The sequence below is a fragment of the Acinetobacter sp. YH16032 genome (assembly GCF_013417345.1).
Taxonomy (GTDB): Bacteria; Pseudomonadota; Gammaproteobacteria; order Pseudomonadales; family Moraxellaceae; genus Acinetobacter.
Genome location: NZ_VPEE01000029.1, coordinates 1 through 13,960, shown reverse-complemented (window position 1 = coordinate 13,960; position 13,960 = coordinate 1). Strand labels below are relative to the sequence as shown.

The 13,960-nt window shown below is 38.2% G+C and carries 11 protein-coding genes and 1 tRNA gene; 6 read left to right on the top strand and 6 right to left on the bottom strand.

The genetic code is table 11. The annotated features are described in order from the left end of the window. Window positions 1-53 precede the first annotated feature (53 nt). The 5 genes from yajC to queA all read right to left on the bottom strand — a co-directional run bounded on the left by yajC (window position 54) and on the right by queA (window position 4,573). Entirely contained in the window at window positions 54-383 is a 330-nt protein-coding gene (gene yajC, locus FTV32_RS12885; protein WP_035265599.1) for a preprotein translocase subunit YajC, read from the bottom strand. 97 nt (window positions 384-480) lie between these two features. Continuing rightward, complete coding sequence (tgt, locus tag FTV32_RS12880; RefSeq protein ID WP_035265598.1) at window positions 481-1,611, bottom strand: tRNA guanosine(34) transglycosylase Tgt; 1,131 nt, start codon at window positions 1,609-1,611, stop codon at window positions 481-483. Window positions 1,612-1,896: 285 nt separating this feature from the next. Next, entirely contained in the window at window positions 1,897-2,466 is a 570-nt protein-coding gene (locus FTV32_RS12875; RefSeq protein WP_228143115.1) for a LemA family protein, read from the bottom strand. Between the two features lie 24 nt (window positions 2,467-2,490). Beyond that, entirely contained in the window at window positions 2,491-3,525 is a 1,035-nt protein-coding gene (locus FTV32_RS12870) for a hypothetical protein (protein WP_180028871.1), read from the bottom strand. 10 nt (window positions 3,526-3,535) lie between these two features. After that, on the bottom strand, window positions 3,536-4,573 hold the full coding sequence (queA, locus tag FTV32_RS12865) for a tRNA preQ1(34) S-adenosylmethionine ribosyltransferase-isomerase QueA (RefSeq protein WP_180028870.1): 1,038 nt from the start codon (window positions 4,571-4,573) through the stop codon (window positions 3,536-3,538). Between the two features lie 182 nt (window positions 4,574-4,755). Between queA and FTV32_RS12860 the strand changes: the two genes are divergently transcribed. The 4 genes from FTV32_RS12860 to FTV32_RS12845 all read left to right on the top strand — a co-directional run bounded on the left by FTV32_RS12860 (window position 4,756) and on the right by FTV32_RS12845 (window position 10,249). Then, window positions 4,756-4,842: transfer RNA gene (locus FTV32_RS12860), tRNA-Leu, on the top strand. Between the two features lie 358 nt (window positions 4,843-5,200). Further along, window positions 5,201-6,481 (top strand): sensor histidine kinase KdpD, encoded by a 1,281-nt coding sequence (locus tag FTV32_RS12855; RefSeq protein WP_180028869.1) that lies wholly within the window; start codon window positions 5,201-5,203, stop codon window positions 6,479-6,481. A gap of 65 nt (window positions 6,482-6,546) precedes the next feature. After that, window positions 6,547-9,288 (top strand): bifunctional [glutamate--ammonia ligase]-adenylyl-L-tyrosine phosphorylase/[glutamate--ammonia-ligase] adenylyltransferase, encoded by a 2,742-nt coding sequence (gene glnE / locus FTV32_RS12850; protein WP_180028868.1) that lies wholly within the window; start codon window positions 6,547-6,549, stop codon window positions 9,286-9,288. A 34-nt stretch (window positions 9,289-9,322) separates the two neighbouring features. Then, window positions 9,323-10,249, top strand: coding sequence for a branched-chain amino acid transaminase (locus tag FTV32_RS12845; RefSeq protein ID WP_035265589.1), 927 nt, complete (start codon window positions 9,323-9,325; stop codon window positions 10,247-10,249). 37 nt (window positions 10,250-10,286) lie between these two features. Here the strand turns inward: FTV32_RS12845 and FTV32_RS12840 are convergent, their stop codons facing one another. Beyond that, complete coding sequence (locus tag FTV32_RS12840; protein ID WP_180028867.1) at window positions 10,287-11,456, bottom strand: nucleotide sugar dehydrogenase; 1,170 nt, start codon at window positions 11,454-11,456, stop codon at window positions 10,287-10,289. Between the two features lie 168 nt (window positions 11,457-11,624). On the opposite strand from FTV32_RS12840, the gene FTV32_RS12835 reads away from it, so the two are divergent. Together FTV32_RS12835 and FTV32_RS12830 are read left to right on the top strand one after the other, a co-directional pair. Beyond that, the gene (locus tag FTV32_RS12835; RefSeq protein ID WP_092767589.1) at window positions 11,625-12,395 is read left to right on the top strand and encodes a glycosyltransferase; all 771 of its coding nucleotides are present in this window, start codon (window positions 11,625-11,627) and stop codon (window positions 12,393-12,395) included. A gap of 11 nt (window positions 12,396-12,406) precedes the next feature. Further along, the gene (locus FTV32_RS12830; RefSeq protein ID WP_180028876.1) at window positions 12,407-13,897 is read left to right on the top strand and encodes a glycosyltransferase family 2 protein; all 1,491 of its coding nucleotides are present in this window, start codon (window positions 12,407-12,409) and stop codon (window positions 13,895-13,897) included. Window positions 13,898-13,960 lie beyond the last annotated feature (63 nt).

The window sequence follows — 13,960 nt, the reverse complement described above, 5'->3', positions numbered from 1 at the left end:
TCGCTTTCTTCTTAAAATGAAAAAAGTCGTGCAGCTGCACGACTATTTTATAATTAAAGGTTATTTAGAGTGCCTTCAGGTAATACTGAAATCACACTTGCACGCTGAATTTTAACTTCGTTGCCACGGTTTAATTCAACCACAGCGAAATCACCTTCGAGTTTAGTAATACGGCCCATTAAACCGCCTGCAAAAACGATTTCGCTGCCAACGCCTAAGCTCTCAACCAAAGTGCGATGTTCTTTCGCACGTTTTGCTTGAGGACGCCAAATTAAGAAGTAGAAAATTGCAATGAATACTGCAATCATCAATAAGTTAGCAACTAAGCTTGGTTGTTGTGCAGCTTCACCAGCTGCGTGTGCAGTCGAAATAAAAAGGCTCATTTCATTTTCCTAAACTAAAAATATCAAAAAAGATGATAAAAAATCGGCTTGTTCAGCAATTTACATTGTCTTTTTGCTCAGCGCAAATACTGATGTATTAATCTTGCGGACAAGGGGGTACTTCAAGCCCACGGCGTGCATAAAAATCGTGAACAAAATCATCAAATGTTCCGTTATCTAATGCATCACGCATCATTTCTGCTAAACGCAAGTAATAACGAAGGTTATGAATTGTGCCAAGCATTGATGCAAGCATCTCACCACATTTTTCTAAATGGTATAGATACGAACGGGTAAAGTTGGTACAGGTGTAACAATCGCAATGCGGATCAAGTGGGCTTTGATCATGGCGGTATTTCGCATTTCGTATACGCACTAAACCGTCCGTAACAAAATAATGTCCATTACGTGCGTTACGAGTTGGCATTACACAGTCAAACATGTCTACACCACGACGAACAGCTTCAACGATGTCTTCTGGTTTGCCAACACCCATTAAATAACGTGGTTTATCCGCAGGCATTTGCTCTGGAAGATAATCAAGGACTTTGATCATCTCTTCTTTTGGCTCGCCTACAGAAAGACCGCCAATCGCATAACCATCAAAACCGATTTCTTTTAATCCATTTAGTGATTCTTGGCGGAGGTCTTCATACATGCCGCCTTGAATAATACCAAACAGAGCATTGCGGTTTTTTAACACATCATGATGTTGAGTCTTACAACGTTTTGCCCAACGCAATGAAAGTTGTAGAGATTTCTGAGCTTCTTCGTGAGTCGCTGGATAGGGTGTACATTCATCAAAAATCATCACGATATCTGAATTCAATGTATGTTGAATATCCATCGAAATTTCAGGAGAAAGAAAGACTTTAGAGCCATCAATTGGAGAGCGGAATGTTACGCCGTCTTCTTTGATACTACGCATTGCGCCTAAGCTAAATACTTGGAAGCCACCAGAGTCAGTCAAAATTGGTTTATTCCATTTCATAAAACCATGTAGACCACCGTGCTCACGAATGACATCTAGGCCAGGGCGTAGATATAAATGAAAGGTATTCCCTAAAATGACCTGTGATTTAATTTCTTCAATATCACGTGGGAGCATGCCTTTAACAGTGCCGTAAGTTCCGACAGGCATAAACATCGGTGTTTCAACGACACCATGTTCCAAGGTTAAGCGTCCGCGTCGAGCGCGACCAGACTGACCTAATTTTTCAAACTTCATAAATTGTCCAAATCGAGGCGAAAAAACAGTTCGCTGATTGATAGCGATAAAGCACTCTATTTTCCTAGATTCGTGCAGTTTATGCTAGAAAAATTACATTATTCTTAACGACTTGGATTTTTGTTTATGAAAAATTACAAGAGATTCATGATCTTGCTAAACAATGAAGATATCTGCTTATTTTTCGCCCAGCTATACAGTTTTTAGCGTATCTTAATATGAATAAATCGTAATGGATAAACCACGTGATTCTCTAAGATATTGCCACTTTTTAAGGTGGAATCCTTATTTGAAATTAGGGCGATAATCAAAATTTTGTTGAGCTTGATGATCTGTAAATGGGCGAATAGGTTTCTTTGCGAGGCTGATACTGTTGATTAAGTTATTTGGAAAAATTTGAATCAAGTTATTAAACTCTTCGACATTTCGATTGAATATTGAAATTGCAGCGCTGACATTTTCATTTTGCTCTTGAATGTCATGCATCATTTGGTTGTAAAGCTGATCAGCTTTGAGATCTGGATAATTCTCAACAACCACATTTAAACTTTTAATTAACGACTGACTTAGCGCTTCAATATGCTGAAGCTGAGCTACATCAGTAGATTGTGTATTGAGATTTAGGATTTGTTGGCGTAAGGCTGTGATATTTTCTAGTGTTGATTTTTCAAACTCAGTGTATTGAGATAAATTTTGCTCAAGATGCTCTAATGTTTTAATTTTCTGACGTTCAAAATTTGCGACATCTGACCAAGCACGCTGAGAAGCATTCAAATATCGAACGATATTATTTCGAACCCATATTCCCCAAACAATAATCAAAACAAAGATGGAAAGAAAAATGAATAAGCCCACACGCATTACCTAATATGATCGTTATTATGCAACTAAGTTTAGCATGCTCTGTTTGAGTTGTTGATAATTTGGCATGGTTAATGTTCTTAAGTAACCGCGCAAAGCGGATATATTTTTAATGTCTTTGATTTCAAGCTTGTGCGTGACTTCAAATAAATCGCGCTCTCCCAAATAGCACATGATTTGGTCATGAGGGTGGAAAATTAAGTCGCCCTGGTGAAGTCGATAAAATTCAATCAGTTTGAGTGTGGTTGATGGCGTCATGATCTTTGCGAGTTGTAAGCGATCTGTACCGTAAATCTGAACTTTTTTACGTAGCTCTAAATCGCTGCTCTCCCAGTGCTCTGTATATGGTGCTGTGAACCCTTTCTTTCTACTGGTTGTCGCTAATCCTAGTGGTGATATATCAAATACAAATACGCCCCAACGATGACGTTCAATTTTTTTTAATTTTTGTGGTGTTTTGTTTTGCTCAGGCAGATTGATTTCATCAATAAATCGGTAGTGAAAAAGCATAACAGGAAAATCTTGATTTTGCGCGTTTTTCCACGTGGTGGAGGCAAACTTTAAAATATCATTGGCATGGTTACCTTGGTTAAACAAAGGAAATTTTTGCCTTAGCTGACTTATGATCAAGGTGTTATGTCTATTTGTTCCAAGGTGTGATGGCGTTGAATAAGCTTCTATACCGAATTTAAAACCAATCATTCGCTCTTCAAGAAATGAAATCACTTCATGAATAGGTTTATTTGGTTCATAAATGATATATGCAATCAGGATAAGTATCGCCGATGCGCTATATGCCATCCATTTTAATGTGTCAAAAATAGGAAAGAGCGAAAAAACAATGAATATGATGGCAAGCGTAACTAAAAATTTAGGTATGCCATTGTGAAAAAAGAGTTGGGTATTCGAACCCCATGGATGTAATCCTTGCAGGATGTCATCAGAATGTTGAGCAGAACGTCCAAGAGCCCAAAGCCGATCAACACTGGCCATAATTTGCTTGTTCTTTCGGGTGCGAAGGTGAAGCAGTTGCTGAACAGAATCAATCGGCATAGATCAGATCCTAATCTTTTGCTTGGTCAATCAACATTGCGTCACCATAACTAAAGAAACGATAGCGTTCTTTTACAGCATGTTGATACGCATTCAAAATATAATCACGATTGGACAGGGCTGAGACAAGCATTAATAATGTTGATTCTGGAAGGTGGAAGTTAGTAATTAAGCGATCTACTACTTTAAATTCATAACCAGGATAAATAAAAATCTGAGTATCACCAGTCCAGCCCTTCAGTTGGCCATCATTGGCTTGAGCCGCACTTTCAGTTGCCCGTGTTGCAGTCGTTCCGACGGCAATCACTTTATTGCCTCGATCTTTAGTCGCCTTAATCAACGCCATAGCTTCATCGCTGACTTGGCACCATTCACTGTGCATGATGTGATTTTCGATATCAGTGGTGCGTACTGGTAAGAAGGTACCTGCACCCACATGTAAGGTGACAAATGTCTTGTTTACACCTTTATCTTCAAGTTTTTTTAATAGTTGTTCATCAAAATGTAGAGACGCCGTTGGAGCAGCAACGCTAGCAATTTTTGTAGGATCATTAAATACGGTTTGATAACGAACAGTATCAATATCTTCTGCTTCTCGGTTGAAGTAAGGTGGAATAGGCAATGCACCATACTGATCCAATACATCTAAGATTGGTTTGGAAAATTCCACCACATAGAGATTTTCATGGCGCCCTTGAACCGTAACTTTAACCTCATCTGATCCGACAAAAAGCTCAGCACCTGGTTTTGGTGAGTTACTTGCTTTGATATGGCAATGAGCAATAAATTGATCAAGCATTCTTTCAACCAGAACCTCAATCGCACCACCCGAAGCACGCTTACCTTTCAAGCGAGCTTTCATTACCTTAGTATCATTGAGAACTAATAAATCACCTTCATTAAACAGGTCTAAAATATCGGTAAATTGGTGATCGTCATATTGACCATCGGCTTTAAGATGAAGTAAGCGAGAAGCGCTTCGCTCTTCAAGAGGGTAACGGGCAATAAGTTCGTCAGGGAGTTCAAAGTTAAAATCAGAAAGTTGCATAAGAATATAAAAATGGAATCAGCAAAAATTTTGGCATTAGTATATGCTTTTTTTGCCCAGTTCGAGTTGAGTTTGGTGGTTAAAAAAGCATAATGCATGCTATTGATTTAAAAATAGGCGCTTGAGTCAGGTTTTGCATTGACAAAGAAAAGAAAAACGATATTATACCGAACACAACCTTTCCCGAGGTGGTGAAATTGGTAGACGCGGCGGACTCAAAATCCGCTGTCAGAGATGACGTGTCGGTTCGAGTCCGACCCTCGGGACCAAATACTTAAAGGCCTTCAAGCATATTCAGACTTGAGGGCCTTTTTATTTGTTTTAAATAAATAAAGGAATTTTAAAATTTCAAATGAAGATTTGATGAATAATATAAGATAAGGATTGAGTAAATTTTATTTTAATAATAAATAGTTATGGTTTATTCAATCGATCTTCACTAGACGCTTACGTTTTATAAAGTACGACTCATGCTTTAGCTAGATATTCAGTCCTCAAAAATGCACTTTCTTAATATTTGAGAATGTATTAGTCTTGATGAAATAAGGTTTCATTTCTTTACTGTGAAATGAAAAAATAAAATGTAATCGATCATTATTCCCCTTTACTCCATGGCAGGATGTAGACATGAAAATAGAATTTATAGATGTCGATCAAGCTGATCAGCTCAGTGCCTGCAAAATGTCTCTTTTACTCGGTGTATCAACGCCAAAAAATCAACTTGAGAGTTTTTTAAGATTTGCGCGTGGCATTTTAAATGCGGAGTCAGCAATCTTAGCTTTTCATGATGAACCATATGTGTGGCATTCTTCTCCAAATGGATTTAAAGCTTTTAATGCCAATAAAAAAGCAAAATTATTACCATATTTCGCGGGTCAAACTTCGATCAGTCGTGATCATCCTAATTATTCATCTTTTTCAGCACATATTCATCAACTCGGAGTTGATCACGAGCGAATTATAGCCATTGATTTAAAAGTGAATGATGATTTTTCAATTGGTCAAGTGATTTTATTTGATAATCAGCACCAACCTTTTGATGATCAAAATTTAGAACTGGTTTATGATTTTTCAATGAGCTTAATTCGTATATTAGAGCTTCATTCGGATTATGCGGAACTCAAAGAATTATATGAACAACAATCGGCGCTTAATTTCAGTAAAACAAAATTCTTTCAAATCATTGCACACGATTTACGCGCACCATTTCATGGCTTATTAGGTTTTTCTGATGTATTGGCCAATGAACGTGAAAGTTTGGATGAGGACAGTGTACAGAATATCGCTGAGTATCTACATGATACCGCTCAATCGACTTATAACTTATTGGAAAGCCTATTAAATTGGGCAATGGCTGAAGGCGGGAGATTTGTCTATCACCCTATTCAGTTTGAGCTTAAACAGGTGACAAAAATCGTTTTTGATGTTTTAAACACGTTGGCTGTGAAAAAAAATATTCAATTAATTGAAAGTGTGCCGCAAGAGTTAAAAGTCTTTGCCGACATTAATATGATCACATCAGTGATTCAAAACTTGGTATCCAATGCTTTGAAGTTTACTCATGTGGATGGAACTGGAAAAGTTTATATCGAAGCATCAAAATGCGATCAAGGTGTCGAAATTGCCATTCGCGATACAGGTTTAGGTATGACATCACAGCAAATTGAGAAGCTTTTTCAACCGGATTTGAAGGTATCTATTCGTGGTACATCTGGTGAAAAAGGTGCTGGTTTAGGTTTGGTGTTATGTAAAAGATTTGTTGATTTGAATCATGGTGAAATTTGTGTCAGTTCTCAACAAGGTCAAGGTACGACTTTTAAAGTCATATTACCTGAAGCAGACACTCATGCAGCGTTACCTGCCACCCCAAATACGAGTAATCAAACATCTTTGGAAAAAGTGAACTAAATAGTCCACAAATTGCGTAAGGACTGATATAAAAGAGTTTTAGATTTATTCAGGCTTTTTTTCAAATGAATGCTGATCAGTTGCAAAAAACTCTTAGAGCCAGTCAATACGCGGAACAAGTTTATAATTTACATCAAACATTATTAGAACAAGATTATTCATCTGATCAATTTAATAAATTTTTAAGTACTGAACAAATCTATCACATTGTACAAAAAGAACTTGCTGACATTCAGGATGAAAAAGAATGGATGCAAAAAATTCGAATTTTGCGAGCACGTTTAATGTTTCGGTGGATTTGGCAGGATGCGAACCGCCTCATTTCAGTTATTACATTGACTCGTGAGCTTTCAGACTTCGCCGATGCCAGTATTGATGCAGCCAAAAGCTTCGCTTATCGTCCATTGCAAGCTAAACATGGAGAGCCGATCGGCTATAACGGTAAGCTTCAAGACCTTATCGTGATTGCAATGGGTAAATTGGGGGCTCAGGAACTTAATTTATCCAGTGATATTGATCTTATATTTGCCTTCGATGAGCAAGGTGAAACCAATGGTCGTAAATGTATTGATGTTCAGCAATTTTGCATCCTGTGGGGGCAAAAAATTATTTATTTGTTGGAACATATCACCGCAGATGGATTTGTATTCCGAGTGGATATGCGATTACGACCATGGGGTGATGGTTCAGCACTAGCAATCAGTCATGCGGCACTTGAAAAGTATCTCAGTCAACATGGGCGTGAGTGGGAGCGTTATGCATGGATAAAGGCGCGTATTGTTACAGGAGGAAAGGAAGGGGATGAGCTTCTGGAAATGACTCGACCTTTTGTATTCCGCCGTTACGTGGACTACACTGCTTTTGCAGCGATGCGTGAAATGAAAGCGATGATTGAGCGTGAAGTTCAACGTAGAAATATTGAAGATGATATTAAACTTGGTGCAGGTGGTATTCGTGAAGTCGAGTTTATCGTTCAAGTTTTCCAGTTGATTTATGGTGGTTCAAAACTTGAGCTACAAGACCGTCAATGTTTAGTGAGTCTACATCATTTGGGGGTTGTTGGATTACTTGAACCTGAAGTGGTAGATGAGCTTGAAAATGCTTATTTATTCTTGCGTCGTGTGGAACATGCTATTCAGGCCTTAAATGACCAACAAACGCAATCACTGCCTACTGAGGTTGACCAAAGAAATCGCATCGTAGAAACACTTGGATTTGAAAGTTGGGATGCGTTCTTAGATGTTCTCAATGAGAAGCGCGCTATAGTAACTTATCAGTTTGAGCATCTAATTAAAGAAAAAGAAGTAGATCCATTGGTTGAAAGCTTTAGCCAAATAGAGCAGCAATTGAATGAAGTTTTAGATGAGTCTGCTAAAAATTTGGTTCGTGAATTTTGGTATGGACATGCCATCAAAAAATTACCCGCTAAAGCAGTTAATCGTTTAAAAGAGTTTTGGCCTCATCTGATTCAAGCTGTTCTTGAATCGGATAATCCACAAGTCGCTTTGGTAAGGCTGATGCCACTGGTTGAATCTGTGATGCGGCGAACAGTCTATCTGGTGATGTTAATTGAAAGTAAAGGAGCATTACAGCGACTCGTTAAAATGGCGACTGTAAGCCCATGGATTTGTGAAGAGTTAACTCATTATCCAGTTTTACTCGATGAGTTTTTATCGATGGATTTTGAGTTACCTAAACGCCAAGATTTGGAGGATTCACTCAGACAGCAGCTGCTGCGTATTGAAATTGATCAAGTGGAAGATCAAATGCGCGTATTGCGCTTATTTAAAAAATCGAATGTTTTGACTGTAGCAGCAAGTGATGTATTGGCTGAAAGTCCACTGATGCGTGTGTCTGATGCGCTCACCGATATTGCTGAGGTTTCAGTTCAAGCAACTTTGAATTTAGCATATCAAATTACAGCAAAAAAACATGGTTACCCAGTAGATGCAGATGGTCAACGTTGTTCAAAAAATCATATGGCATTCAGTGTCATTGGGTATGGGAAATTAGGCGGTATTGAACTTGGGTATGGTTCAGACCTTGATTTAGTCTTTATCCACTATATGGATGAGCAGGCAGATACAGATGGCTTGAAACCAATTAGTGGTTTTGAATTTGCGATGCGTGTTGGGCAAAAGCTCATGTCGCTGATGACAACCCAAACTTTAGATGGTCGTGTGTATGAGATTGATACACGATTGCGTCCTTCAGGAGAAGCTGGGCTTCTCGTCACAAGCCTTAAGGCTTTTGAGCAATACCAACTTAAAAATGCATGGCTTTGGGAGCATCAAGCGATTGTTCGTGCGCGTAGTATAGCGGGTGAGCAAAGCTTAAGAGAAAAGTTTGAGGAATTACGCTGTCGTATTTTAACTTTGCCTCGAAATGAAGAAACGGTGAGAGCAGAAGTGCTAAAAATGCGTCAAAAAATGAAAGACCATTTAGGCTCATCAAATGAGCAAAAAAAAGATGGAATTTTTCATTTAAAACAGGATGCAGGTGGTATCGTTGATATCGAATTTATGGCACAGTATGCAGTATTAGCATGGAGTGGGACGAATCCTGATCTCGCCCATTACTCCGACAATGTACGAATCCTTGAGGATGCCGCAAAAACTGGCTGCTTATCCAGCGCCGATGCGACAGCATTGATTCAAGCTTATCTCCGTGAACGTGCCGAGAGTCATCGTTTAGCCCTTGCAAATCAATCCATGCAAGTGAGTGCTGCGAATTGGCTCGATACCCGTAAGGTCGTTTGCAAGCTATGGCAAAGATTAATAGATCCAACTGCATCAGTAGTTGGATAGAAATGACTGTGTATAAAAATTTGGAGTTTAGGTCATGAATTTGGCTGATCGTGATGGTTTTATTTGGCAAGATGGACAATTAGTTGATTGGCGTGAAGCAAAAACTCACGTCTTAACACACACTTTACACTATAGTATGGGTGTGTTTGAGGGTGTCCGTGCCTACGAAACTCCGAATGGAACGGCAATTTTCCGTTTAAAAGAACACACTAAACGTCTTTTAAACTCTGCCAAAATTTATCAAATGAAAGTTCCGTTTGATCAGGCGGCATTAGAACAAGCTCAAATTGATGTGGTGCGTGAAAATAAATTAGCTTCTTGCTATTTACGTCCAATTATCTTTATTGGTTCGGAAAAGCTAGGTATTGCAGCGACGGATAATACAATTCATGCAGTGGTTGCTGCGTGGAGCTGGGGCGCTTACCTTGGTGAAGAAGCAATGGCGAAGGGTATTCGTGTAAAAACTTCTTCTTTTACACACCATCACCCTAACGTGACGATGTGTAAGGCGAAAGCATCAGGAAACTATACGCTGTCTATTTTGGCACACCAAGAAGTTGCGCACTCAGGTTATGACGAAGCAATGTTACTTGATCCACAAGGTTATGTGTGTCAAGGTTCAGGTGAAAACGTATTCTTAGTGCGTGATGGCGTGATTCATACCCCTGATATCGCTGGTGGTGCTCTTGATGGTATTACTCGTCAAACCATTATTACGATTGCGAAAGACCTTGGATATGACGTTGTAGAGCGCCGTATCACACGTGATGAATTCTATATCGCTGATGAGGCATTTTTTACAGGTACAGCGGCAGAAGTAACGCCAATCCGTGAATATGATGATCGTCAAATCGGTGAAGGTGTTCGTGGTCCAATCACAACACAAATCCAAAAAGCATACTTCGATGCCGTACAAGGTAAAGACCCTAAATATGCTCACTGGTTAACATATGTGAAGTAATTAATGCTTTGAAAAAAGGACTCAATTGAGTCCTTTTTTAATCATCTTTACCAAAAATATCTCTGGTATACACTTTATCTGCAACATCATTTAGTTTATCGCAATGACGATTACTAATAATTAAATCTGCTCTTTTTTTAAATTCTTCCAGTGTTTTGATGATTTTTGAGTTTTGAAATTTTTTCTCTGAAAGTGTGGGTTCGTAAATAATGATCTTGATTCCTTGTGCTTTGAGACGACGCATAACACCTTGTATTGCTGACGATCGAAAATTGTCTGAACCACTTTTCATGACCAAACGATATATCCCAACAACGCTAGGGTATCTCTCCAAAATAGACTGTGCAATAAAATCTTTGCGAGTAATATTCGCGTCTACAATGGCTTGAATTAAATTGCTTGGAACTTGGTCGTAGTTGGCGAGTAATTGTTTAGTATCTTTAGGAAGACAATATCCGCCGTATCCGAATGATGGATTGTTATAAAATTTACCAATTCGAGGATCTAAACAAACACCCTCGATCATTTGGCGAGTGTCCAATCGGTATATTTGAGCGTAAGTATCTAGTTCATTGAAGAATGCAACGCGCATAGCTAAATAGGTGTTTGCAAAAAGTTTGATTGCTTCTGCCTCGGTGGAGTCAGTGAACAAGACTGGACAATCTTTTTTATAAGCACCCTCTATGAGCATGTTTGCAAATTGATGTGCTCGTTCAGAATTTTCACCCATTATAATTCTTGAAGGATATAAGTTATCCAGCAATGCTTTTCCTTCTCTGAGAAACTCAGGTGAAAATATAATATTCTGTGTTTCAAATTTACTTTTTAGTTGTTGGGTGTAACCTACAGGAACTGTCGATTTGATAATGATCGTCGCTAATGGATTGATACTTAAAATCTCAGTGATCACAGATTCAACACTTGAAGTGTCAAAATAATTGGTTGTAGGGTCATAATCAGTTGGTGTCGCAATAAGAATATAGTCTGCCTGAAAATATGCATCCACAGCATTAGTTGTTGCTTTAAAGTTTAATGGTTTATTACTTAGAAAATCAGAGATTTCTGTGTCTTGTATAGGTGAGATTTTCTTGTTCAATAAATTTACTTTATTTTGATCAATGTCTAAGGCGGTGACTTCATGATGTTGCGCTAAAATCATCGCATTTGAGAGAGCGACGTACCCAGTGCCGACAATAGTAATTTTCATTATTTTAGTTCAAGCCAGATTAAATTTAATTTGACAAAATAGGGTTTCTAAGACGTGACAATTTAATGAAGATTTGATTTCAATTTGGACGAGTTTGAATTCTTATCGTTCAAGAATATTTTAACTCTGTGGTATGATGCAGCTATTGATTCGGTGGAATAAAACGGCATGTCAATACATGAAAACAATGTCTTATTAGAAGAAGAGATTGCACAAGAACAGAACATTGTTTTGTGTATGAAGTGGGGAACCAAATATGGTTCTGAGTATGTGAATCGTCTTTACAATATGGTGAAACGACACACGACTGTTGATTTCCAGATGGTTTGTCTCACTGACCGTACAGAAGGAATTGATCCAAATGTTAAATGCTTTCCTATTCCACCGTTAGCATTGCCTGAAGGTGCGCCTGAGCGTGGTTGGAACAAACTTTCAACTTTTGAGCCTGACTTATATGGCTTAAAGGGTAACGCGCTATTTTTAGATTTGGATGTTGTTATCGTTGATAACATGGATGATTTTTTCACATATCCTGGTGATTTCTTAATTATTCATGACTGGAAACGACCATGGCGAATCACAGGTAATAGCTCAGTATACCGTTTTAAATTGGGCGCTTTCCCTGGATTATTACCATATTTTCGTGAGAACTTTGATGAGATCCGAAAAAAATTCCGTAATGAACAAGCCTATTTGTCATGGTATGTAGATAAACATGCGAAGCAAACCTATTGGCCAGATAGCTGGTGTAAAAGTTATAAATATCACTGTTTACAAAAAATCCCAATGGCGTTTTTTAAGCCACCAGTAAAACCTGAAGGTGCTAAAATTATTATTTTCCATGGTGAGATTAATCCACCTGATGCTGTGAATGGTGGCGGTGGTAAATGGTACCGCTATGTGTTGCCAAGTCAATGGATTAAGGATGCTTGGCGCTAAACATGGAAATGTTGAATAGACAAGAAAGAGCATACCGTTTATCTGTTGTGATGATGGTAAAAAATGAGGCTGAAAATTTAGCAGTTAGTTTACCTGCATTGCGTGGTTGGGTAGATGAAATCATTGTGCTTGATTCTGGAAGTACTGATCACGGACGTGAACTGGTCGAAGCTGCTGGCGGTCAATGGTTTGTGAATACAGATTGGCCTGGTTTTGGTAAACAGCGTCAATTGGCGCAAAGCTATGCGACTGGTGATTGGATTCTAGCGTTGGATGCTGATGAAGAAATTACTGAAGAATTAAAGCAAAGCATTTTAAAAGTTATCCAAAACCAACCTGCAAATATCGTTTATGGAATTAAACGCGTTGATTGTGTTTTTGGACATGAGATTGACAATCGTTATTGGTCAATAAAAGCGCATTGGCGTTTATATCCTAAATCATTTCAATATAACGATAATTTAGTGCATGAATCTATTGTTTTGAATCAAGCTAGAACAGAAACATTGAATGGATTCATGTTGCATCATACTGCACCTACACCAGAATTTTTACTCAGCAAAAGACTCCAATACGCGAAAGCGTGGGCAGTTGATCGTTTTAATCGTGGAAAATCAACTTCATCATTTGCAATTTTACTGCATGCATTCTGGGCATTTATAAAACAATATATTGTAGATGGTCGTTTTTTGAAAGGCCGCTATGGTTTTTTATACTCGTTAATATTTGCGCAATATACTTTTAATAAATATGCAATTTTGTATGATCTACATCATAACAATGCCGAAGGAAAGTTTGTTGCTGAACATCAAGCATTGCAGAATCTAACTTCAATCGAGCTTGGGACAGAAAAAAGATCCACTTTATCATTGGTGATTATTTTAAAAAATGAGTCAAGACATTTGGCAGATTGCTTAGATAGTGTGGTTGATCTCGTGGATGAAATCGTCATTCTAGATTCAGGAAGCACGGACAATACTCGAGAAATTGCTGATCGTTACGGTGCAAAATGGTTTGTAAATACTGATTGGAAAGGTTTTGGTAAGCAACGTCAATTGGCTCAAAGTTATGCCACTCAAGATTATGTGTTGGTTCTGGATCCAGATGAGCGATTGGATCAACCTTTACGTGACTCGATTGCAGAAATTCTAAAGCAGCCAGTACAGTATGATCGAGTGTTTAGTTTGGCGCGAGTGAATTTATTCTGTGGTGTTGAAGTTCAAAAACGAGGCTGGTACACCGACAAACTTGCAAGACTTTATTCACGTGAGCATTTTAAGTATTCAGATTTAGAAGTGCATGAATCTTTAGACCAAAAAGGGGTTTCAGCACAATGTTTGCCAGGTTATTTGGCTCATTTGACCAACGATGATTTACACCATTTCTTGCTCAAAAATGTTCGATATAGTCATGATTGGGCAAAAGATAAGTTTAAAAATGGGTGGTGTTTCAAAAAGTATGCTGAAAAAAACAATATGGCTTTTGATAAAATAGAGGTATGAAAATAACGCTACAAATCAAATGTCCTACCTGTCTAAGTAACAATATAAAGAGAAATGGCATCA